21 protein-coding genes and 1 pseudogene are annotated in these 22,181 nt (G+C 70.8%); 17 read left to right on the forward strand and 5 right to left on the reverse strand.

The window, feature by feature from the left end; all coding sequences use genetic code 11:
* Window positions 1-4: 4 nt before the first annotated feature.
* The 8 genes from ABEA10_RS33650 to ABEA10_RS33685 all read left to right on the forward strand — a co-directional run bounded on the left by ABEA10_RS33650 (window position 5) and on the right by ABEA10_RS33685 (window position 8,446).
* Window positions 5-1,558: an ABC transporter substrate-binding protein gene (locus ABEA10_RS33650; RefSeq protein WP_345470862.1), complete on the forward strand. Its 1,554-nt coding sequence runs from the start codon at window positions 5-7 to the stop codon at window positions 1,556-1,558.
* Window positions 1,555-2,535 carry an ABC transporter permease gene (locus ABEA10_RS33655; RefSeq protein WP_345470864.1) on the forward strand — a complete coding sequence of 327 codons (981 nt, stop codon included), beginning with the start codon at window positions 1,555-1,557 and terminating at the stop codon, window positions 2,533-2,535. Before ABEA10_RS33650 ends, ABEA10_RS33655 begins: the two co-directional genes overlap by 4 nt.
* On the forward strand, window positions 2,535-3,446 hold the full coding sequence (locus tag ABEA10_RS33660) for an ABC transporter permease (RefSeq protein ID WP_345470865.1): 912 nt from the start codon (window positions 2,535-2,537) through the stop codon (window positions 3,444-3,446). The genes ABEA10_RS33655 and ABEA10_RS33660 overlap by 1 nt, the downstream gene beginning before the upstream one ends.
* Window positions 3,443-4,696 carry a threonine synthase gene (locus ABEA10_RS33665; RefSeq protein WP_345470866.1) on the forward strand — a complete coding sequence of 418 codons (1,254 nt, stop codon included), beginning with the start codon at window positions 3,443-3,445 and terminating at the stop codon, window positions 4,694-4,696. The genes ABEA10_RS33660 and ABEA10_RS33665 overlap by 4 nt, the downstream gene beginning before the upstream one ends.
* Window positions 4,693-5,853 carry a M20 family metallopeptidase gene (locus ABEA10_RS33670; RefSeq protein WP_345470867.1) on the forward strand — a complete coding sequence of 387 codons (1,161 nt, stop codon included), beginning with the start codon at window positions 4,693-4,695 and terminating at the stop codon, window positions 5,851-5,853. The genes ABEA10_RS33665 and ABEA10_RS33670 overlap by 4 nt, the downstream gene beginning before the upstream one ends.
* Before the next feature lie 5 nt (window positions 5,854-5,858).
* Window positions 5,859-6,881 (forward strand): ABC transporter ATP-binding protein, encoded by a 1,023-nt coding sequence (locus ABEA10_RS33675; protein WP_345470869.1) that lies wholly within the window; start codon window positions 5,859-5,861, stop codon window positions 6,879-6,881.
* Window positions 6,882-7,014: 133 nt separating this feature from the next.
* Window positions 7,015-8,040 (forward strand): ABC transporter ATP-binding protein, encoded by a 1,026-nt coding sequence (locus tag ABEA10_RS33680; protein ID WP_345470871.1) that lies wholly within the window; start codon window positions 7,015-7,017, stop codon window positions 8,038-8,040.
* 10 nt (window positions 8,041-8,050) lie between these two features.
* The gene (locus tag ABEA10_RS33685) at window positions 8,051-8,446 is read left to right on the forward strand and encodes a RidA family protein (RefSeq protein WP_329254953.1); all 396 of its coding nucleotides are present in this window, start codon (window positions 8,051-8,053) and stop codon (window positions 8,444-8,446) included.
* A gap of 281 nt (window positions 8,447-8,727) precedes the next feature.
* On the opposite strand, the pseudogene tnpA reads toward ABEA10_RS33685, so the two are convergent.
* Window positions 8,728-9,076: pseudogene (gene tnpA / locus ABEA10_RS33690) on the reverse strand (IS200/IS605 family transposase); the annotation flags it as partial.
* A 71-nt stretch (window positions 9,077-9,147) separates the two neighbouring features.
* Between tnpA and ABEA10_RS33695 the strand changes: the two are divergent.
* The 6 genes from ABEA10_RS33695 to ABEA10_RS33720 all read left to right on the forward strand — a co-directional run bounded on the left by ABEA10_RS33695 (window position 9,148) and on the right by ABEA10_RS33720 (window position 14,467).
* Window positions 9,148-9,321 (forward strand): hypothetical protein, encoded by a 174-nt coding sequence (locus tag ABEA10_RS33695; protein WP_345470949.1) that lies wholly within the window; start codon window positions 9,148-9,150, stop codon window positions 9,319-9,321.
* Between the two features lie 47 nt (window positions 9,322-9,368).
* A complete protein-coding gene (locus ABEA10_RS33700; RefSeq protein WP_345470878.1) occupies window positions 9,369-10,421 on the forward strand; it encodes an RNA-guided endonuclease InsQ/TnpB family protein in 1,053 nt (350 codons plus the stop codon).
* 73 nt (window positions 10,422-10,494) lie between these two features.
* A complete protein-coding gene (locus ABEA10_RS33705) occupies window positions 10,495-10,635 on the forward strand; it encodes a hypothetical protein (protein ID WP_345470880.1) in 141 nt (46 codons plus the stop codon).
* Window positions 10,636-10,795: 160 nt separating this feature from the next.
* Window positions 10,796-11,710 (forward strand): 5-dehydro-4-deoxyglucarate dehydratase, encoded by a 915-nt coding sequence (gene kdgD, locus ABEA10_RS33710; protein ID WP_345470882.1) that lies wholly within the window; start codon window positions 10,796-10,798, stop codon window positions 11,708-11,710.
* A gap of 1 nt (window position 11,711) precedes the next feature.
* Entirely contained in the window at window positions 11,712-13,343 is a 1,632-nt protein-coding gene (locus ABEA10_RS33715) for an aldehyde dehydrogenase (NADP(+)) (protein WP_345470884.1), read from the forward strand.
* Complete coding sequence (locus ABEA10_RS33720) at window positions 13,340-14,467, forward strand: L-talarate/galactarate dehydratase (protein ID WP_345470886.1); 1,128 nt, start codon at window positions 13,340-13,342, stop codon at window positions 14,465-14,467. The genes ABEA10_RS33715 and ABEA10_RS33720 overlap by 4 nt, the downstream gene beginning before the upstream one ends.
* Window positions 14,468-14,531: 64 nt before the next feature.
* Here the strand turns inward: ABEA10_RS33720 and ABEA10_RS33725 are convergent, their stop codons facing one another.
* Together ABEA10_RS33725 and ABEA10_RS33730 are read right to left on the reverse strand one after the other, a co-directional pair.
* The gene (locus tag ABEA10_RS33725; RefSeq protein ID WP_345470887.1) at window positions 14,532-15,860 is read right to left on the reverse strand and encodes an enolase C-terminal domain-like protein; all 1,329 of its coding nucleotides are present in this window, start codon (window positions 15,858-15,860) and stop codon (window positions 14,532-14,534) included.
* A gap of 119 nt (window positions 15,861-15,979) precedes the next feature.
* The gene (locus tag ABEA10_RS33730) at window positions 15,980-16,861 is read right to left on the reverse strand and encodes a LysR family transcriptional regulator (protein WP_345470888.1); all 882 of its coding nucleotides are present in this window, start codon (window positions 16,859-16,861) and stop codon (window positions 15,980-15,982) included.
* Between the two features lie 166 nt (window positions 16,862-17,027).
* Here ABEA10_RS33730 and ABEA10_RS33735 point away from each other — a divergent pair, with 166 nt between their 5' ends.
* Both ABEA10_RS33735 and ABEA10_RS33740 read left to right on the forward strand, forming a co-directional pair.
* Entirely contained in the window at window positions 17,028-18,500 is a 1,473-nt protein-coding gene (locus ABEA10_RS33735) for a GntT/GntP/DsdX family permease (protein ID WP_329254983.1), read from the forward strand.
* A 140-nt stretch (window positions 18,501-18,640) separates the two neighbouring features.
* Window positions 18,641-19,828, forward strand: coding sequence for an MFS transporter (locus ABEA10_RS33740; protein WP_345470889.1), 1,188 nt, complete (start codon window positions 18,641-18,643; stop codon window positions 19,826-19,828).
* Between the two features lie 242 nt (window positions 19,829-20,070).
* Here ABEA10_RS33740 and ABEA10_RS33745 read toward each other — a convergent pair whose 3' ends face one another.
* Both ABEA10_RS33745 and ABEA10_RS33750 read right to left on the reverse strand, forming a co-directional pair.
* Window positions 20,071-20,493, reverse strand: coding sequence for a PPOX class F420-dependent oxidoreductase (locus ABEA10_RS33745; protein ID WP_345470890.1), 423 nt, complete (start codon window positions 20,491-20,493; stop codon window positions 20,071-20,073).
* Between the two features lie 66 nt (window positions 20,494-20,559).
* On the reverse strand, window positions 20,560-21,309 hold the full coding sequence (locus ABEA10_RS33750) for a TetR/AcrR family transcriptional regulator (protein ID WP_345470892.1): 750 nt from the start codon (window positions 21,307-21,309) through the stop codon (window positions 20,560-20,562).
* Between the two features lie 89 nt (window positions 21,310-21,398).
* On the opposite strand from ABEA10_RS33750, the gene atpB reads away from it, so the two are divergent.
* Window positions 21,399-22,154, forward strand: a complete 756-nt coding sequence (atpB, locus tag ABEA10_RS33755; protein ID WP_345470894.1) for a F0F1 ATP synthase subunit A — start codon at window positions 21,399-21,401, stop codon at window positions 22,152-22,154.
* The last annotated feature ends 27 nt before the right edge of the window (window positions 22,155-22,181 follow it).

The raw sequence follows: 22,181 nt of genomic DNA on the forward strand, positions 1-22,181 counted from the left end.
AGACGTGACCGAACGCATCACGATGGGCCGCCGTGATCTGCTGAGATTCGGCGGGCTGGCGGTCGCCGGGATATCCATGCCGGGCCTGCTGACGGCGTGCAAGGCCGGCGGCAACCCCGCGGGCAAGGCGGGCAACGTCCTGCGCGTGTCCCAGCCGGCCGACGCGACCACGCTGGACCCGCAGAAGCAGGGCGATCTGCCCTCGATGAACGTCCTGATCAACATCTTCGACACGCTGACCGTGCGCGACGTGAACGACCGCCTGGTCGGGGGCATCGCCGAGCGCTGGGAGTCGGTGTCGCCGACGACCTGGCGCTTCCACCTGCGCAGCGGGGTGACCTTCCACAACGGCGAGCCGTGCGACGCCGCCGCGGTGGCCTACAGCATCCAGCGCCTGGTCGACCCGGCGACGAAGTCCCCGATCGTCGAGCTGCGGTTCGTCACCAAGGCCAAGGTCGTCGACGAGCGGACGGTCGACGTGATCACCAGCCGGCCGGACCCGATCCTGCCGCAGAAGGTGTCGCTGTTCGGCGGCGTCATCGTGCCGCCCAAGTACATCAAGGAGAAGGGCGACGCCGCCTTCGCCGCGAGCCCCGTGGGCACCGGACCGTACGTCTTCCAGTCCTGGCAGCGCGACAACCAGATCGTGCTGAAGGCCAACCCGAAGTACTGGGGCGGTAAGCCGGCGGTCGAACAGGTCACCTTCAAGGTGATGCCGGACGCCGCCGCGTCGCTGGCCTCGTTGCAGTCCGGTGACGTGGACATCGTCTCCCAGCTCAGCCCCGACGCGGCGCAGCAGCTCGGGAACGGCCCCGATCTGAAGGTCGTGACCTCGCCCGGAATCCGCACGTTCTTCGTGTCCATCGACACCCTGAGCGGCGGTCCGCTGGGCAAGAAGGAGGTCCGCCAGGCGCTCAACATGGCGCTCGACGTGCCCACGCTCATCAAGTCCGTGCTGAACGGCGCCGGGCAGCAGACCCCCACGCTGATCCCGCACCAGTCGTTCGGCTACGACCCCTCGATCCAGGCGTTCCCGTACGACCTGGCCAAGGCCAAGACCCTCCTCGCGCAGGCCGGCTACCCGAACGGTTTCACGACCAAGCTGACGGCCTCCGCGGTCGACAAGGACATGGCGCAGGCCATCTCGGGCCAGCTCGCCAAGATCGGCGTGAAGGCGACCGTGTCGATCATGGACGCCGCGAGCTTCAAGCAGCGGCTGGTCTCCTCGAACAAGCAGGCCCTCGGCCCGATGTACTTCACCGGCAACACCGGATGGACGATGGACGCCGAGAGCAACCTGCAGTCGTTCATCCGGCACGACCGCCGGCAGAGCCGCTGGAACAATTCACAGGCGGACAAGCTCATCGACACCGAAGAGGGTTCGGTCGACTCCGCGACCCGTAAGAAGGCCTTCACCAAGCTCCAGCAGCTGCTGGTGGACGAGGCGCCCTTCCTGTTCCTCTACCAGGCCAGCGGCCTGTTCGCGGTCAACGACCGGGTCCAGTGGAAGACGAACTCGAACGGGACACTCGCCATGGCGAGCGCGAAGCTGACATGAGCGGTGACCTGACGGCCCGATCCGGTGCGCTGACGCTGCCCCGGATCGGGGACCGCGCGCTCTGGTCCTTCGTCGGCCGGCGGATCGGCCATGCGGTGCTCGTGCTGTTCTGCGTCGCGACCGTGTCGTTCTTCCTCGTCCGGATCTCCGGCGACCCCGTACGCCAGATGCTCCCGCCCGACGCCACGGCGGCGCAGGAGGCGGCGCTGCGCGCCCAGCTGGGCCTCGACCGGCCGTTGCTCGGCCAGTACGTCTCCTACATGACCGGCCTGCTGCACCTGGATCTGGGCCAGTCGCTGTTCTTCCACCGTCCGGCGTTCGACGTGATCGCCGAGCGGCTGCCCGCCACCATCACCCTGGCGGCGGGCGCGCTGGTGGTGGTGCTCCTGGTGGCGATCCCGGCCGGCATCGTGTCCGCCCTGCGGCGCGGCACCGCGACGGACACCACGGTGATGGCGGCCGTCCTCGTCGGCCAGTCGACACCGGCGTTCTTCGTCGGGATCCTGCTCATCCTGGTCTTCGCGGTGAACCTCCAGGTGCTGCCCGCGTCGGGGATGGGGGGAATCGAGAACCTCGTGCTCCCGGCCATCACCCTCGGGCTGTACTCGATCGCGATGATCGCCCGGCTGTTGCGGTCGTCGCTGGTGGACGTGCTGGGTGAGGACTACATCCGTACGGCACGCGCCAAGGGCCTGACCGGATGGCAGATCGTGACCGCGCACGGGCTGCGGAACGCCTCCCTCCCCGTGGTCACGGTCGCCGGCCTCGAGATCGGCAACCTCCTCGGCGGAGCGATTCTCACCGAGCAGGTCTTCGCCTGGCCTGGTGTCGGACGGCTGACCGTCGAGGCCGTCACCTACCGCGACTACCCCCTGATGCAGGCGACCGTGCTCTTTTTGGCCACGGTGTTCGTGGTCGTGAACCTGCTGGTCGATCTGTCCTATGCCGCCCTCGACCCTCGAGTGAGGCTGAGCTGATGACCACTGCGACGGCCGGGCGGGCCTCCGCCCCGGCGCGGCCCGCCCCGAACACGATGCGGCACGCCATCCGGCGTGCGCTGCGCCGCAACCACGCCGCCAAGGTGGCGATCGGCGTGCTGACCCTGGTCGTGGTCGTCGGGGTGTTCGCACCGCTGATCGCGCCGCACGACCCGAACGCCCAGAACCTCACGCTCAAGCTCCGTCCGCCGTTCTGGTCGGCCGGGCACGAGCCCGGATATCCGCTCGGCACCGACATGCTCGGCCGCGACGTGCTGAGCCGGGTCCTGTACGGCACCCGGATCTCGCTGCTGGTCGGCGTCGCCTCGACGCTGCTGTCCGGTGTCGTCGGCACCGCGATCGGCCTCATCAGCGGCTACTACCGCGGATGGCGCGACCAGGTGTTCATGCGGCTCGCCGACATCCAGCTCGCCTTCCCCACGATCCTGCTCGCGCTGGCGATCATCGCCGTGCTCGGCCCGAGCCTCTGGTTCGTCATCCTCGTCCTCGGCCTGACCGGCTGGGTCTCCTACGCTCGCGTCGTCCGCGCCGAGGTGCTGTCGCTGCGATCGCGGGAGTTCGTGGTGGCGGCCCGGGCGATCGGCGACAGCGACCGGCAGATCATGACCCGTCATCTTCTGCCGAACATCGTCGCTCCGCTGGTCACCATCGGTACCCTGCAGGTCGCCGCGATGATCATCGCGGAGGCGTCGCTGGGTTACCTCGGGCTCGGCGTGCCACCCAGCATCCCGACCTGGGGCGGCATGCTGTCCGAGGGTCAGCTCTACCTGCGCAGCGCCTGGTGGATCGCGGTCTTCAGCGGAGCGGCGATCATGCTCACGACACTCTCGATCAACGTAACCGGCGACATGCTCCGGGACGTCGCCGACCCGAAGGCGTACACGAAATGAACCTCGCGTCCCACTATGTCTGCGACGACTGCCATGCGCGTACGCCGCTGGACACTCCGGCTCTGCTGTGCACCGCGTGCGGTGGACTGTTGGAGATCGAATACGACCTGACGCGCGCCTCGCGCGAGATGCTCACCCGCGCGGCCGGCCGCCGCGACATCGGCCTGTGGCGCTGGGCGGACCTGCTCCCGGTGGCCGACGGCACGGAGCCGCTGTACCTGGGCGAGGGGGACACCCCCCTGCTGACCACCCGGGTGCTCGGCGACCGCCTCGGGATCCCGAAGCTGCGCGTCAAGAACGACACGTTGATGCCGACCGGCAGCTTCAAGGACCGCGGGTTCGCCGTCGCGGTCGGCTTCGCCCGTTCCATCGGGGTCAGAGAGGCGTTCACCTACAGTTCGGGCAATGCCGGCGCGTCCTTCGCGACCTACGCGGCCCGCGCCGGGATCGACGCCACGGTCCTCGTCGAGGACGTCGCCAACCCGACGAAGGTCGCGGCGATCAGCCTGTACGGCGCCCGGGTGCTGCGGCTCCACTACCGCTCCAGCCTGGAGATCTTCGCCGGTGTCAGTGCGCTCGCCGACGCGGGCTTCTACTCGTTCGTCAACTTCATCAACCCGGTCCGGCACGAGGGGATGAAGACGTACGCCTACGAGATCTGCGAGGCGCTCGGCTGGCGGGCCCCGGACGTGATGGTGCACCCGGTCGGCACGGGCGGTGGCCTGTGGGGCGCGTGGAAGGGCTTCCGCGAGCTGCGGCGCATGGGCGTCATCGACCGGCTGCCGCGCATGATCGGTGTCCAGCCCTCCGCCTCGGCCCCGATCGTGCGGGCCTTCGCCGAGGGGCGGCCCATCGCCGGTGCGCACGGCGACGCGACGCGGACCGTCGCACAGAGCATCGCCGGCGACGCGCCGATCCAGGGCGGGGCGCGCGTCCTGCGCGCCATCTACGAGTCCGGCGGCCGGGCGATCGCGGTCGACGACGGCGAGCTGTTCGAGGCGATGCGGCTGCTCGGCGCCGAGGGCGTGACGGCCGAGCCGTCGGCGGCGGCGTCGGTCGCCGCGCTGCTCCGGGCCCGCGCCCGGGGCTGGGTGGCGGAGGACGACGTGGTCGTCGCGGTGGTCACCGGCTCGGGACAGAAGCAGCCCGACGCGCTGGAGCGCGCGGCGCCGCCGCCCGCCGGCGACGTCCGCGCCGACCCGGACGAGCTGCTCGCCCTGTTCGGCGCCCCGGTGAGGAGCGGCGGATGAGCGCCGGCGCGACGGTGATCGAGCGCCTGGCGGCGTGCGTCGCGCTGCCCAGCCCCACCCCGCCGGGCGACGTGACCCGGGTCGCCGACTGGGTGGCCGCCTGGGCGGCCGGCTTCGGCGCCTCGGTGACCCGCCAGCACGTCACCCCGGTCGCGGACAACGTCCTCGCCCGCCTCCGCTTCGGCGACGGGCCGCGCCTGGTGTTCAACAGCCATTTGGACGTGGTCGACCCGTCGTCGCAGGACTGGGCGACGCCGCCGTACGAGCCGATCGTCCGGGACGGGCACATGATCGGACGGGGCACCTGCGACGCGAAGGGCAGCCTCGTCGCCATGCTCTGCGCCATGGAACGGCTCGCCGCCCGGCCGTCCGGGCTGACCGGCGAGATCCTGCTCACCGCCGTCATGGGCGAGGAGGCCGGCGGGCTCGGCAGCGCGCACCTGGTGGCCCAGGGGCTACGGGCGGACGCGGCCGTGGTCGGCGAGCCGACCGGGCTGACGATCGCGCGGGCGCACAAGGGCACGTACATGAAGCGCCTGCGGTTCCGCGGCCGGGCGGCGCACAGCGCCTCGCCGTGGCTCGGCCGGAACGCCGTCGCCGACGCGGCGGCGTTCGTGACCGCCTGCGAGGAGGAGACCGCGCGGCTCACCGCCTTTGCGCACGAGGCGCTCGGCCCGGCCACCATGACCGTGACGATCCTGTCCGGAGGTGCCCTCCAGAACACCGTCCCGGATGAGGCGACGCTCATCGTCGACCGGCGGCTCGTCCCCGGTGAGACGCACGACGACTGCGACCGGCGGCTCGCGGCGATGCTGGACGACCTGCGGGCCGCCAGGCCGGGGATGGACGTGGCCGAGCCGGAGGTCGTCGTGGCGACCGTCCCGTCCGAGACGGCGTCCGGCGAGCCCGTGGTGGCCGCCGCGCTCGCCGCGCTCGGCGACGCGGGACGGACCGCCGACCGGGCGACCGGCTTCAACGCCGGATGTGACATGAGCAAGCTCGTCGGCGCCGGCATCCCGACGGTGATCTGCGGCCCGGGAAGCCTGGCGCAGGCACACCGGCCGGATGAGTCCGTGCCGCTCGACGAGCTCGTGGACGCCGTCGACGTCTACGAGGGAATCGCCCGCCGCCTGCTGGCCCGTACACGGGAAGGGTGAACGCCGTGCCGGTACTCGAGGTCAATGACCTGCATGCGGAGTTCCGCCTGGACACCGGGACGGTCCGCGCCGTCAACGGCGTGTCGTTCTCGGTCGAGCCCGGGCAGACGCTCGCGGTCGTGGGGGAGTCCGGTAGCGGCAAGACCGCCACCGCGCTCTCGATCCTGCGGCTGCATCCCACGCCGCCGTGCGTGTACACGGGCGGTCAGATCATCGCCGGTGACCGCGACCTGCTGACCCTGCCGGAGCGCGAGATGCGCCAGGTCCGCGGCAACGAGATAGCGATGATCTTCCAGGACCCGATGACCAGCCTCAACCCGGTCAAGACCGTCGGCGCGCAGATCGTCGAGTCGCTGCGCCGGCACCGGTCGCTGCCGCGCGGCGAGGCGCGCGCCCGCGCGGTCGAGGCGCTCCGCGAGGTCGGCATCGCCCACCCGGAGGCGCGCGCGGGCCAGTACCCGCACCAGCTCTCCGGCGGCATGCGGCAGCGCGTCATGATCGCGATGGCGCTCGCCTGCCGGCCGAAGCTCCTCATCGCCGACGAGCCCACGACCGCGCTCGACGTCACCGTGCAGGCGCAGATCATGGAGCTGATGGCCGATCTGCAGGAGCGGTTCGGGATGGCGATCGTGCTGATCACCCACGACCTGGGTGTCGTCGCGCAGGTCGCCGACCAGGTCCTGGTCATGTACGCCGGGCGGCCCGTGGAGGCGGCCGGCGCCGACGACCTGTTCGAGCGCCCGAGGATGCCCTACACGCGGGCGCTGCTCGAGTCGATGCCCCGGCCGGACGTCCCCGGCGGCGCGGTCCTCGACCCGATCCGCGGCGCGCCGCCGAACCTGCTCGACCTGCCGCCCGGATGCGCGTTCCACCCGCGCTGCGGGTTCGCCCGGCCGGAGTGCGCGAGCACCGTACCCGTCCTGGAGGAGAAGGCGCCGGGGCACGCGGCGGCCTGCGTCCTGACCGACCTTCCGGGAGCGAGCGGAGGAGAGAACGCCATGGAGACCCGACCAGAGCAGGCACCATGACCGAGCGAAGCGAGGGAATCAAAAGGCGCGCCCCTGTGGTCACACCCCCCGACGAAGGAGGGCTCATGACCGAGCGAAGCGAGGGAATCAAAAGGCGCGCCCCTGTGGTCACACCCCCGGCGAAGGAGGGCTCATGACCGAAAAGCCGCTGCTGTCGTTGCGTGGGGTCCGCAAGGAGTTCGCCGGGCGCGGGATGGGGCACCCGGGGGCGACGGTCCTCGCCGTCGACGACGTCTCGCTGGACGTTCACGCGGGTGAGACGCTCGGCCTGGTCGGGGAGTCCGGGTGCGGCAAGACGACGCTCGCCCGGCTCATCCTGCGTCTCATCGACGCGACCGCCGGCGAGATCCGGTTCGACGGGCGGGACCTGCTGAAGCTGTCGCAGCGCGAGATGCTGTCGGTGCGCCAGGACCTCCAGGTGGTCCTCCAGGACCCCTACGCCAGCCTGAACCCGCGGATGCGCGTCGGAGAGATCATCGCCGAACCCCTGATAACCCATCACAAGGTGCCCCGGGGCCGGCGTGGCCGCGCCGCCGCCCGCGAACGCGTCGAGGAACTCCTGGACGACGTCGGCCTGGACGCCTCGGTCCAGGACCGGTACCCGCACGAGTTCTCCGGGGGGCAGCGGCAGCGGATCGGCATCGCCCGCGCGCTGGCGCTCGAACCGAAACTGGTGATCTGCGACGAGCCGACGAGTGCCCTGGACGTGTCCATCCAGGCACAGATCACCAACCTGCTGAGGCGACTCCAGCGCGAGCGTGGCCTGACGTACGTGTACGTCTCCCACGATCTGTCGATGATGCGGCAGATGGCCGACCGGGTGGCGGTGATGAACCTCGGCCGCATCGTCGAGCTGGCCGGCACCGAGGAGCTGTTCACCAGCCCGCGGCACCCGTACTCGCACTCCCTGCTGTCGGCGGCGCCGATCGCCGACCCGAAGGCCGAGCGGACGCGGCGCCGCATCGTGCTGCACGGTGAGGCGCCCTCGCCCGCCGATCCTCCGTCCGGGTGCGTCTTCCGCACACGCTGCCCGATCGCCCGCGACGAATGCGCCCGGACCCGCCCGCCGCTGGTCGACCACGACGTGCCCGGACATTCGGTGGCATGTCTCTACCCGGTCCGCGCGGCGGCGGACCTGCTGAACACGACGACGAGCTGAAGGAGCACCGATGACACGACAGGAAGTACGGACCGAAGACGCCCCGCGCCCGGCCGGTGCCTACTCCCAGGGCATCGTCGCGAACGGTTTCCTCCACACCGCGGGGTTCGGCCCGCAGGACCCGCGTACCGGGGCGGTCGCCGACACGATCGAGGAACAGACCGCGCAGGTCATCCGCAACGTCGAGGCGGTCCTCGCCGCGCAGGGCCTGACCTTGGCCGACGTCGTCAAGGCCACGGTGCACCTCCAGCATCTCCACCGCGACTTCGCCGGCTTCAACGCCACGTACGAGTCGCTCATGCCGAAGCCCTACCCGGTGCGCACGACGGTGGGTTCCGACCTCGCGAACATCCTCGTCGAGATCGACGTCGTCGCGGCACTGCCGGACGGTCGCCCCGGCGAATAAGGGGACGCATCGACCACTGGCACATCGATTCGCCAGGTCGGCCTATTGACGGCCGGCCTGGCTTTCTTTTAGTTTCAGGCTGTCACACATTCTAGGATGTTGTCATGAAATATAGGACATTGCATCGGCAGACGATCCTGATCTGGGTTCTGTGCTTCTGTCCCAGCCTCTTTTTGTGTGGAACCCCGGGCGTTTACGCCGGGAGGAATCGCATCTTGAGGTGGGCGGCGCGGAGCGTCACCGCATCGCTTGGAAATGCTGCTCCACTCAAGCGGGACGCTCTTGATGATCGCCAGGGGCGCGCCGCCGCATGATCCGGCGAAGTAGGACGGGGACCAAAAGTTTCGCCCCACAGGTATTTGCGGATGTGGTTGTTGAATTCTTGGCGGAGGAGGCAGGCCGAGACGCCCTTGAGTGAGCCGGCCAGCCGTGACAGTGCGACTTTGAGTGGGTAGCGCACCAATAGGTGCACGTGGTCGGTGTCGCCGTTGAACTCCCGCAGCTGCGCGCCGAAGCTGGCGCACACTTCGCGCATGATCTCTTGGCGGCATTGAAGGACGTCGTCGGTGAACGGTCCGGCGGCGGTATTTGGAGGCTAAGTCCAAAATGTGAATGAAGAGTGCGGACGATGCTACGGCTCCTGTGAGTGTTCGTGGTCGGTCTCCGTAGAGGTGAGACAGATCAACGCTATTATCCTGCCTGTGAAGATTGCGAGGCAGGTCAAGCTCGTGCCGGACGCCAGGCAGGCGTCGGCGCTTGAGCGCACGCTGCCTGCGATCAACGAGGCGGCCAATTGGGTGGCCGCCGTCGGTTTTGAGCATTTCGGGCTCAAACGTCGGTCCGTGAGCTGCGGAAGCTGTGTTACGGCGAACTGAAGGCCCGCGGCTTCGGTGCTCAGGCCGCGCAGCACATCATTAAGCGTGTGGCCGACGCGTGTACCACGCTGCGGGCGAACCTGCGGGCTGGAAACCTCGGCCCGCAGGAGACTGAACGTCGCCGTAAAGCCGAGTCTAAGCCGGTCGTCTTTCGCCCGCACGCCGCGCACACCTACGATGACCGGTGCCTGTCATGGAACTACGATGCTCAAACGGTGTCGATCTGGACGCTGGACGGCAGGGTCAAGAACCTGCGGTTCGCCTGCTCACCGGAAATGCTGAAAGATCTGGCCGAACACCGGCAGGGTGAATCGGACCTGGTGTTCCGGGACGGCAAGTGGTTCCTGATCGCCACGATCGACATCCCTGAGCCGGAGGTGTTCGAGCCGAAGGACTTCATCGGGGTGGACCGGGGCATTGTCAACCTCGCCACCACCAGCGACGGGGACAACCACCAGGGTCGACACCTGGGCCGGTACCGGCGATGGCAGGCCCGCAAGCGGGCCGAGATCCAAGCCAAGCGCACCCGCTCGGCCAAGCAGCTCCTCAAGAAGCGGAGCAGGCGCGAACAGCGCCACGCCGCATACCTCAACCACAAGATCTCCAAGACCGTCGTTGCTGTCGCCCAACGCACCGAGCGCGGTGTGGCCCTGGAGCAGCTCCAGGGCATCCGCGAGCGGGTCACGGTTCCCCGCGACCAGCGAGCACGACTGTCGTGTTGGCCATTCCACCAGCTCGGAGAGTTCATCGCCTACAAGGCACGCCGTGCCGGCGTACCGTTCATCGAGGTGGACCCGGCCTACACCTCCCAGCGCTGCCCGCGCTGCGGCCACACCGAGCGCGGCAACCGCCCCACTCGGGATCACTTCTGCTGTCGTCGGTGCGGCCTCGCTGGGCCGGCCGACCACGTCGCCGGGGTCAACGTGCGCGACCGCGCACGCTCGGCGTGGGTATTCGTCAACATGCCCGACCCGGATTCGGCACAGCCCGGACCGGTGGATGTGACCCGTAACCGCCCTGTCGTGAGGGGCAGTCGGGAGCATAAACGAAGCCCCTCAGGACCGAGCCAACAAACTCGGTCTTCAGGGCCAAGTAGTTGACCTTCGCCTACTACGGCACGCCGGCCATGGGGGTGGGCGCCTCGGCGGTGTTCAGCCGGTCGGGGCCGCGCTCGTGCCGATCATCATGGGCGCCACGTACACGTCGCTGAAGTTCTCCGGCGTGTTCCTGACGCTGTGCGCGATCATCGCCGGCGCCGTGGTCACGATGGGCGTCTCCACCCGCCGGCGCTCCCTGGAGGAGATCACCGGCTGACCCCCGGGGCCCGGCACCCGCGCCGGTGCCGGGCCCGGTCCGCGCCGGGGGTCATGTCGCCAAGGTATCGAGCCATCCCAATGCGGTGTTGGACGTGAATCACGGGGTCTTCCTACAGTCGCGGTACAACCGCACTCCCGCGCCAGAAGGAGACCGTGGCATGGCCAACCTCACTCCCGGGGAGGTCGCCCGGCATCTCGGGTCGGGCCTCCTGTCCTTCCCGATCACCCACCTGACCAGGGACGGTGCCTTCGACGAGCCGGCCTACCGGGACCATGTCGCCTGGCTCTCGGAGTTCCCGGCCGCCGGCCTGTTCGCCCCGGGCGGCACCGGCGAGTTCTTCTCCCTCACGCTTTCCGAGGTCGAGAGGGTCGTCACCGCGGCCGTCGACGCCGCCCCCGGGGGACTGCCCGTCATCGCACCCGCGGGGTACGGCACGGCCACCGCCGTCGAGCTGGCACGGGCCGCCGAGGGCGCGGGCGCGCATGGCGTCCTGCTCTTCCCGCCGTACCTCACCGAGGCCGGGCAGGAGGGGCTGAGCGCTCACGTGCGGGCGGTGTGCGACGCGACGAGTCTGGGCGTGATCGTCTACAACCGCGCCAACGCGCGGTTCACCGACGAGACGGTCGGCCGCCTCGCGGAGGAGTGCCCGAACCTGGTCGGCTTCAAGGACGGCGTCGGCGACATCGAGCAGATGGCGCGGATCTACGCCCGGCTGGGCGACCGCCTCACCTACATCGGCGGGCTGCCGACCGCCGAGATGTACGCGCTTCCCTATCTTTCGCTGGGCCTGACGACGTACTCGTCGGCCATCTTCAACTTCCTGCCGCGGTACGCCGCCGGCTTCTATGACGCCGTCCGCCGCCGTGACGACGCGGCCGTGATGTCGGCGCTGTCGGAGTTCGTGATCCCGTACACCGACCTGCGCAACCGCCGGCCCGGGTACGCGGTCAGCATCATCAAGGCCGGGATGAAGGTGATCGGGCGCCCGGCCGGCCCGGTCCGCCCGCCGCTGACGGATCTCGACGACGCCGAGCTCGCCGAGCTCGCGACCCTGGTGAAGAAGGTGAGCTGACGTGCCGGAGACCGTATCCGAGAACACGGCGATCACCGGCCGGTCTCTGGTCGGCGCGGCGGACGTCATGGGGACCGGTGGCACGTTCCACGCCGTCGACCCCACGACGGGCGCGCGCCTCGCGCCCGGGTTCGGCGAGTGCGGCACCTCGGAGGTGGAGGAGGCCGCCGAGCAGGCCTGGCAGGCCTTCGACACCTACCGCTCCACCGCTCCGGAGGTACGCGCGGCGTTCCTGGAGTCGATCGCGGCCGAGATCGAGAACGTCGCGCCGGCCCTGGCCGCACGGGTCCAGGCCGAGACCGGACTGCCCGCGGGCCGGGTCGCCGGGGAGACCGCCCGCACCACCGGCCAGCTCCGGCTGTTCGCCGGCGTCGTACGGGACGGCGGCTGGAGGCAGGCACGGATCGACCCGGGCGACCCGGGCCGCGAACCCGTGCCCCGCCCCGACATCCGGCAGCGGTCCGTTCCGGTCGGCCCGGTCGCGGTGTTCGGCGCGTCGAACTTCCCGCTCGCCTTCTCCGTCGCCGGCGGCGACACCGCGTCGGCCCTCGCGGCCGGCGCGCCCGTCGTGGTCAAGGGCCATCCCGCCCATCCCGGGACCGCCGAGATCGTCGGCCGCGCCGTACGCGCCGCCGTGCGCAAGCACGATCTGCCCGCGGGCACGTTCAGCCTGCTCCAGGGCACGAGCAACGAGCTCGGTCACGCGCTCGTCACCCACCCGCGCATCCGGGCGGTCGGCTTCACCGGGTCCCGGCGCGGCGGCCTGGCGCTGGTCGAGGCGGCCGCGCGCCGGCCGGTGCCGATCCCGGTCTACGCCGAGATGTCGGCGGTCAACCCGGTCTTCCTGCTGCCCGGAGCGCTCGCCGAGCGGGCGACCGCGCTCGCCGCCGGGTTCGCCGCCTCGATGACCGGCAGCGCCGGCCAGCTGTGCACGAAGCCGGGGCTGGTCTTCGTCCTCGACGGACCGGACGCCGACCGCTTCGTCGCGGCGGCGAGCGAGGCGGTCCGGGCCGTCGCGCCCGCCCCGATGCTCAGCGCCGGGATCGCCGCCGCGTACGAGAACGGCGTGGCGGCGCTGCGATCCAACGACGCGGTCGAGGAGACCGTACGCGGCGCCGGCACCGCGCCGTTCGCCTGCCCGGGTGAGCCGAACCTGTTCGTCACGACCGGCGAGGCGTTTCTGGCCGACGGGCGGCTGCACGAGGAGGTCTTCGGCCCGGCCGCCGTCGTCGTCCGGGTCCGCGACGAGCGGGAGCTGGCGGAGATCGTGGAACGCCTCGAAGGGCAGCTCACGGCGACGGTCCACGCCTCGCCCGGCGACCACGACCTCGCCGCCCGGCTCCTGGGCCGGCTCGAACTGGTCGCCGGACGCCTCATCGTGGACGGCTGGCCCACCGGCGTCGAGGTCGGTCACGCGATGGTGCACGGCGGCCCGTTCCCCGCCACGTCGGCGCCGGCGACGACGTCCGTCGGCGGCTGCGCCATCGAGCGGTTCCTCCGGCCGGTCGCCTACCAGGACGTGCCCGCGGACCTGCTTCCGCGCGAGCTGCGCGACGACGACCCCGACGGCATCGTCCGGTGGCGCGACGGCAGACCGGACACCGGCGGGACGGAACGGAGCGGCGACCGATGACCGACCGGATCGCCCACGTGAAGCTCTCCTCCATCGTGCTGCCGCTGGCCGGCCCGATCAGCGACGCGAAGGTGCTCACCGGCCGGCAGCGGCCGATGACCGAGGTGGTCTTCCTCTTCGCCGAGGTCGTCAGCGAGGCCGGCCACGAGGGCATCGGGTTCTCCTACTCCAAGCGGGCCGGCGGCCCGGGCCAGTTCGCCCATGCCCGGGAGATCGCGCCCGTCCTGATCGGGGAGGACCCCTCCGACATCGGCAGGATCTGGACCAAGCTCACCTGGGCCGGCGCCTCCGTCGGCCGCTCCGGCCTCGCCGTCCAGGCCATCGCGGCGATCGACGTCGCGCTGTGGGACCTCAAGGCCAAACGCGCGGGGCTCCCGCTCGCCAAGCTGCTGGGCGCGCATCGCGACTCCGTCCGCACGTACAACACCTCCGGCGGCTTCCTGCACACCCCGGTCGACGAGCTCATCGAGAACGCCGGGAGGTCGCTGGCCGCGGGGATCGGCGGCATCAAGCTCAAGGTCGGCCAGCCCGACTGGCGCCAGGACCTGGCGCGCGTGACCGCGGTGCGCGAGGCGCTGGACCCGGACGTTCCGCTCATGGTCGACGCGAACCAGCAGTGGGACCGCGCGACGGCGATGCGGATGGGCCGGCTGTTCGAGCCGTTCGGCCTGGTCTGGATCGAGGAGCCGCTGGACGCGTACGACGCGGAGGGCCACGCGAACCTGGCCCGCGCGCTCGACACCCCGATCGCCACCGGCGAGATGCTCTCCAGCGTCGCCGAGCACGTCCGGCTCATCGACGCCGGCGCGGCCGACATCGTCCAGCCCGACGCGCCCCGCATCGGGGGCATCACGCAGTTCCTCAAGCTCGCCGCCTACGCGGAGCACCGGCAGCTGGAGATCGCGCCGCACTTCGCGATGGAGATCCACCTGCACCTCGCCGCCGCGTACCCGATCGAGCCGTGGGTCGAGCACTTCGACTGGCTGGCGCCGTTGTTCAACGAGCGGCTGGAGACGCGCGACGGTCGCATGTACGTCTCCGAGCGGCCCGGCCTCGGCATCACCCTGACCGACCAGGCCCGCGCCTGGACGGTGGGAACCGCGGAGTTCGGCGAGCGGCCCTGACCGTCCGGCCGGGCGGTCGGCGCGACCGGCCCGCCCGGCCCGCCCGGCCGGGCCGGGGGCCGGGTCAGCGGACCAGCGCGGGCCGCTTCGGGTCGAAGGACCAGTCCGGCACCAGGGACCGCATCGCGACGGTGTCGTCCCGCGCTCCCAGCGCGTGCCGTACGTACAGCTCGTGCGCCGCCGCCAGCGCGTCGCGGTCGAGCTCGACCCCCAGGCCGGGACGCCGCGGGACGGCGATCCGGCCGTCGTGGATCTCCAGCGGTGCCGTGGTCAGCCGCTGGCCGTCCTGCCAGATCCAGTGGGTGTCCAGAGCCGTGATCTCGCCCGGTGCGGCGGCGCCGACGTGGGTGAACATGGCCAGCGAGATGTCGAAGTGGTTGTTGGAGTGCGAGCCCCAGGTCAGCCCGAAGTCGTGGCAGAGCTGGGCGACGCGGACGGCCCCGCGCATCGTCCAGAAGTGCGGATCGGCCAGGGGGATGTCGACCGCGTTCGCGCGGACCGCGTGCGCCAGCTGGCGCCAGTCGGTCGCGATCATGTTGGTCGCCGTCGGCAGGCCGGTCGCACGGCGGAACTCCGCCATCGCCTCCCGCCCGGAGAAGCCGTCCTCGGCGCCGCACGGGTCCTCCGCGTACGCGAGGACGTCGCCGGCGTCGCGGCACAGCGCGATGGCGTCGGAGAGCGACCAGGCGCCGTTGGGGTCCAGCGTCACCCGGGCGTCCGGGAAGCGGGCGGCGAGCGCGCGCACGGCCTCCATCTCCTGCTCGCCGGCGAACACACCGCCCTTGAGCTTGAAGTCGGCGAATCCGTAGCGTGCCTGGGCGGCCTCGGCCAGCGCGACGATCGACTCGGCGTCGAGCGCCTCGCGGCGGCGCAGCCGTTCCCAGTCGTCGGCGGCCCGCTCCTCCACGACGTACGGAAGGCCGGTCGCGGTGTGGTCGCCGACGTAGAACAGGTAGCCGAGCACGGGTACGGCGTCACGCTGCGGGCCGTCGCCGAGCAACGCGGCGACGGGGACTTCCAGGTGCTGGCCGAGCAGGTCCAGCAGCGCGGATTCGAGCGCCGTGACGGCGTGGACGGTCGTGCGCTGGTCGAAGGTCTGCCGGCCGCGACCGCCGCGGTCGCGGTCCGCGAACCGGAGGGCCACCTCGCGGAGCAGGGGGCCGAGCAGCGCGACGGGCCGCCCTACGAGGAGCTCCGCGGCCTCGTTGATCGTGTCGGCGATCGGTGCGCCCCCGGGGACCTCGCCCAGTCCCGTACGGCCCTCGCTGTCGGAGACCACGGTGATGTTCCGCGTGAAGAACGGCCCGTGCGCGCCGGACAGGTTCAACAGCATCGAGTCGTGGCCGGCGACGGGGACGACCTCGACCGACGCGATGGTGGGCGTGCGAGCCACGTGCTCACCCTTCGTAGGACCGGTGGGAGTGCCGTACGGCAGGACCACGGTAGAACGGCCCGCGATACCCGGCCAGGATCAACTTTGCATCGGCCGATGCTCGCGGGGCATCGCGCCGGTCACACCGAGAACCCTTCGAAATGGGTGAGGACCTGCCACAGGGCGGGGTTCTTGGACTCCTTCAGCCAGAGCAGGTGCAGCTCCACCGGCTTGTCGACGCCGGCGAGCGGGAGGAACTCCACCCCTTCGATGCCCAGGCGTGTGGCGGCCTCGGGGACGAAGGCGATCCCCCGGCCCGCGGAGACCAGCCAGACCATCGTCAGCACCTGGCTGACGCTGTGCACGACGTTCCGGTGGCTGATCGGGACGAGGCTGACGACGAGGTCGTAGAAGTAGCGGGCCTTGGTGGGAGCGTGCATGATCAGGGGCTCGCTGGCCAGGTCCGCCGCCTCGACGGGACGGCCGAGGCCGGTGAGCCGGTGACCGGCCGGGACGGCGAGCACGATCGCCTCGCGGCTGATCACCCGGGAGTCGAAGACCTCCGGGTCGAACGGCGGCCGGGCCACGCCGAGGTCGAGCTCGTGCGCGAGCAGCGCCTCGATCTGCTCCCCGGTGACCATCTCGTGCAGGTCGACGTCGACGTCGGGCAGCCTCTCGTCGATGCGGCGCAACACCGTGGGCAGAACGGCGAGCATCGAGACCGCCGTGAACCCGACGCGGACCGTGCCCGCCGACCCGGCGGAGATCCTCCGGGCCAGGTCGGGCGCGTTGTCGGCGAGCGCGAGAAGGCGCCTGGCCTCGGATAGGAAGGCCCTTCCCGCCGCGGTCAGCTCGACGCGGCGGTTGTCGCGCTCGAAGAGCTGGACCCCGATCGCCCGCTCCAGCTTCTGGATCTGCCGGCTCAGCGGCGGCTGCGTCATGTTGAGCCGCTCGGCGGCACGCCCGAAATGGAGTTCTTCGGCCACGGCGACGAAACCGCGAAGCTGGTCGAACGAGAACATGATGCCGTAAAGGTATCACTTGATGTCTCATCGGGTTTGGACACGCATTAGTCGACGATTCTACGCTCCTCGATACCACCGCCAGTGATCTCCATCACATGGCACGGCCACGCCCGCGCGCCGCGCTCGGGACGCGTTCGGGCCGCGCCGCCGGAAGGAGAGCGAAATGCCCCTGATAATCGTGGCACTCGCCGTAGTGCTGCTGCTCGTCCTGATGACCAAGTTCAGGATCAACGGCTTCATCGCCCTGTTCATCGCCGCCCTGTTCGTGGGACTCGCGCGGGGCCTGTCGCTCACCAAGGTCTACGACGCGATGGTCACCGGCGTCGGCGATCAACTCGACGAGCTGATCCTGATCCTGGGGTTCGGCGCCATGCTCGGCAAGGTCCTCGCCGACAGCGGCGCCGCGCAGCGGATCACCACCTCGCTGGTCAACGTGTTCGGCATCGGCCGGGTCCAGCTCGCGATGGTCCTGACCTCGATCTGCATCGGCATCACGATGTTCTACGAGGTCGGCTTCGTGCTCCTCATCCCGCTGGTGTTCACCATCGTCCGTGAGTACCGGCTGCCGCTCCTGTGGGTCGGGCTGCCGATGTCGATGACCCTGTCGACCATGCACAGCTTCCTGCCGCCCCACCCCGGCCCGGCCGCCGTGACCGGCACGTTCCACGCCAGCCAGGGCCTCACCCTGCTCTACGGCCTCCCGATCGCCATCGTCTCCGCCTCGATCATCTGCTACGTGTGGCCGCGGCTCGCCTTCGTCAGGCGGGTCAACCCGCGTGTCCCGGTCTCGCTCATCACCAACCGGGTGTTCGCCGAGGACGAGCTGCCGAGGTTCGGCACGTGCGTCACGATCGTCGTCATCCCGATCGTGTTGATGGGCGCATCGGCCGTCGCGGAGCTCAGCATGAGCGACGGCAACGCGGTCCTGCCCTACCTGGAGTTCTTCGGCGAGGCGCCGGTCGCCCTGCTCATCGCCCTGCTCCTGGCCGTCGTCCTCCTCGGCCCCAAGATCGGGCGTGCGGAGGACACCGCCGGGTCCGCGGCCGAGACCGGTGACGGCGCCCCCGCGCCCGGCGGCGCCGAGGGCCCCGCCGGCGGTGAGGGCGTGGCCACGGCGACCGCCCCTCCGGCGGTCTCGGCCACCGCCGTCGCGCCGCGGGGCCGTTTCCAGGCCGCGATGGACTCGTGCGCCGAGGCGGTCAAGCCGATGGCCATGATCATCCTGGTCATCGGCGCGGGCGGTGCCTTCAAGGAGGTCCTCGTCAAGTCCGGGATCGCCGACTACATCGCCGACTTCACCCGGGGCTGGCACATCTCCGCGATCTTCCTGGCCTGGGCCATCGCGGTGCTGCTGCGCATCGCCGTCGGCTCGGCCTCGGTCGCGGTCGTGACCGCCGCGGGCATCGTGCTCCCGCTCGTGCAGAGCTCGGGAACCTCACCGGAGCTGATGGTGCTCGCCGTCACCTGCGGCAGCATCGCCGCCAGCCACGTCAACGACCCCGGGTTCTGGCTCTTCAAGCAGTACCTGAACCTCTCGGTGATGGACGCGATCAAGATCCGTACGACGTACACGACGGCTCTGTCGGTGCTCGGCCTGGGCGGCGTCCTCCTCATGAACACCTTCGTCGGCTCGTAACCCGCGGTCCCCGTCCGTGGTCCCCGCCCGTCCGTCCGGCGGAAGCGTCTTGCGAAGGCCGGACCGCCCCTGCGAAGATCGCGACGCAGTGCCGAGCCGGGTCAGAAGGAGCCCTCATCAACTCGTCCCGCAGCCTGGTCGTGTCCGCGTTCGTCGCCTTCGCAGCCTTCGGTTCGTTCTGGGGCGTGTGGGGCGCTTCGGTGCCCCGGGTGCAACACCAGGCCGGTGTCAGCGACGGCCGGCTCGGGTTCGCCCTCCTCTTCGTGGGAGCCGGTGCCCTTCCGGCGATGTTGCTGGCGGGCCGGGCGCTCGACCGCTGGGGTCTCAAGGTCGCGGCCGGCGCGATCGGCCTGCTCGGTGTGGTCGGCGCCGGCCTGGCCCTGACCGCGGTGAACCTGCCGAGTCTGTGCGCCGGTCTCGGGGTCGCGGGCGCTTCCAGCGGCGCGGCCGATGTGACGATGAACGCGGTGGCGGGCCGCGCCGAGAAGATCGCCGGACGGCCGGTCATCACCCGTGTGCACGGCGTCTTCTCCACCTTCGTCGTCCTGACCAGTCTCGGCGCGGGGGTCACTTCCGCCGCCTCGTGGCCGCTCGCCGTGCCGTTCGTCGCGGTGACCGTTCTCTGCCTGGTCGCCGGGGTCGTCATGCTCGCCGCGATCTCGCGCAGCGCCATCGCCGACGACGGGGCGGCGGTGGGCGAGGCACCGGCGCCCGGCCGTGTCCGCCTCGCCCCGCTTCTGCTCGTCGGCGCGCTGGGCGCCCTCGCGTTCGCCAGCGAGAACGCCCACCAGAGCTGGAGCGCGGTCTTCGCGCAGGACGAGCTGCACGCCGGGGCATGGCTCACCACAGTGGCGCCCGCCGTCTTCGCGGGAACCGTCGCGATCACGCGTTTCTCGGCCGGAGGCCTGAAGACCACCCACGCCCGGTCCGTCATTCTGGCGGGCGCGCTGGCCGCCGCCGGCGGCGCGCTCGTCATCGCGGGCGCCCCGACGCTGCTCGTCGCCACGCTGGGGCTCGTGCTGGCCGGCGCCGGAACCGCGGTGCTCTTCCCCACGCTCCTCGGCATCGTCTCGCGCAACGTCGAGGAGGCCTACCGGGGTCGCGCGACGTCCATCGTGAGCACCGTCTCCTACCTCGGCTTCCTGCTCGGCCCCGTCTACGTCGGCGCGTGGGCCGACGCCGCGGGACTGCGCGGGGCGATGATCGCCGTCGCCGCGCTGGCGGCCGCCCTGCTCGTCCTCACGCCGGTGCTCCTGCGCCTCAGCGGATTCGCCGTCACCGCAGTGACGGCCGGCACCTCCGAGCCAAGCGCGGACACCCGCGTGTGACCTCGCCCGGGGTCACGTGTGGCCGGCCGCTCGCAGGCCGTCGAGTGCCGCGTCGGCGAACGCTGCGACCGCGAGACCCGCGACCTGTCCCTCGGCCGCGACATCGTACGCGCGACGCCCTCCGGTACCGAACCCGTCACGGCCCGACCGCACCGGAACGCGCCGCACGCCGTCGCCGGGCCGTCTCTCAGCGGCGGCCCGGACCGACGGGCGAGCGTTTCCGGGCGGTCTCCGGGAAAGCGTCAGCCGCCCGCCTGGCCGCTGTCCTTGAAGCTGCCCCAGCCGTGCCAGCGGTCGATCTCGATCCAGGCGCTGACCCGGCCGCGGTCGCGCTGCGGGTACGGCTGCCCGGTGTACTGCCGGGACAGCCGGTCGATGTCGGCCAGAGTCTCGTCGGCGCGCGTCTCGGCGACGTGGCCGATCAGGGTGACGTGGCTGTACCAGTCGTCGCCGTCGAGGACCGTCAGCGAGACCCGGTCATCGCCCCGGATGTGGTCGAGCCGCTTGCGGCCCTCGTCCATGTTGATCAGCACCCGGCCGTCGTCCCACAGGTACCAGGTGGCCGTGGAGATCGGCTGGCCGTCGGACCGCAGGGTGGCGATGACCGCCGGGTTGGCCTTCTTGAGCATGGCGACCGCGGACTCCGGGAGCGGCGGCTTCGACATGTTGCCTCCTCTTTCGCATGGTGACGGGCCCCGCCGGTCGATCGATGCGACGGGTCTCCCACGCTGTCACACGGGAGGCCTCGTCTCACCGGCGGCCCGACGGCCCCCGGCCGATCCCTGGATGCTGTCCAGGAGGCGTTCGAGGCCGTACTCCCAGCGCTCGTCGAATCCGGTCAGGGTGCGGCCGGCCTCCGCGGTCATCCGGGCGAACATCGGGTGGTCGCCGGCGCTGACGACTGATTCGATGTACGGGAGCTGCCGCCGCATCCAGGCGGAGAGCTCCAGGCCGGTGTGTCTCTGGGCCTCCTGATCGGCGAGTTCGATCTGCACGAACCCGTAGACGTGGACGAAGATCATGATCATCGTGGTGAGCATCGCGTCCATGCTCAGCTCCAGGGCGTCCAGGACGCCGAGGACCTGCTCGAAGAGCCGGATCCGGTTGGGACTCGCGGCCTGGCGCCGTAGGCCGATCTCCGCCATCCAGGGGTGGCGGTGCATGGCCGACCGCATGCGTCTCGCGAGATCGCGCAACTCGGTCCGCCAGTCGCCGCACGCCGCACCGTCCGGGCGGAGGAACTCCGCGGTGACGGCGTCGACCATCAACTCGATGAGCTCGTCCTTGCCGGTGATGTAGGAGTACGGCGACATCGGCCCGGCGTCCAGGTCGGCCGCCAGCCGTCGCATGGACAGGGCGGCCAGTCCCTCGGCGTCCGCGATGGCGATCGCGGCCCGGGTCATCTCCGCCCGGCCGAAGCGTGGCCGGGGACCGCGCGCCGGCTGCTCGGGCCGGAGCCAGAGATTCTCACGCTCCTTCACCCACCCAGCTTCCCATCGAAGGAAAACTCGATACGCTGTATCAAGTTAACTCCATACGGCGTCTTGGGTTTTCGAGTTCGGGGGCGTAGATGTTCGAGCCGCCAGGCCTGGGCCTGTTCGAATGGAAGCCGCTGTTTCACCTCGGGCCGGTCGCGGTCCACAAGCCGATCGTGCTGTGCCTGCTCGTCACGGCCGTCGTGCCGGCGTTCTTCTGGGGGGCGTTCGCCCGGCCGGCGATCGTGCCCGGCCGGATGCAGAATCTCGGCGAGCTGGCCTATCTGTTCGTCCGCGATCAGATCGCCCGGCCGATGATGGGCGTCCGGGGCGACCGCTGGATGGGGCTCCTGTTCTCGCTGTTCTTCTTCGTCTGGACGGCGAACCTGATGGCGGTGGTGCCGCCGGCCCAGTTTCCGGTGACCGGGCACATCGCCTTTCCCGCCGTGCTCGCGGGGCTGGTGTACGTGATCATGTGGGTGGTCGGTGTCCGGGCCCACGGCCTGGTCGGCTTCATCAGGCACGCCACCTGCCCGCCAGGCCTGTCCAGGGGCGAAACCGTTCTCGTCGCGCCGCTGGAGTTCCTGTCCGCGTTCGTCTTGCGGCCGTTCACCCACGCCGTGCGGCTGTTCGCCACCATGTTCGCCGGCCATCTGCTCGTGGCGCTCTTCGCCACGGTCGGCTACCACTTCCTCATCCAGGCACCGACGCCGCTCGGCGCGCCCGTCGGCGTCGTCGGCGTGGCCTTCACGGTGGTCGTCACCGCCCTGGAGTTGTTCGTCCAGGCCGTTCAGGCGTACGTGTTCACGCTGATCGCCGCCTACTCCATCGGCGACGCGTTGGGCGTGTAGCTCCCGATTCATGTCGCATGCGCCCGG

Origin of the sequence: Actinoallomurus oryzae, assembly GCF_039541955.1 — a bacterium.
GTDB classification, from domain to species: Bacteria; Actinomycetota; Actinomycetes; order Streptosporangiales; family Streptosporangiaceae; genus Actinoallomurus; species Actinoallomurus oryzae.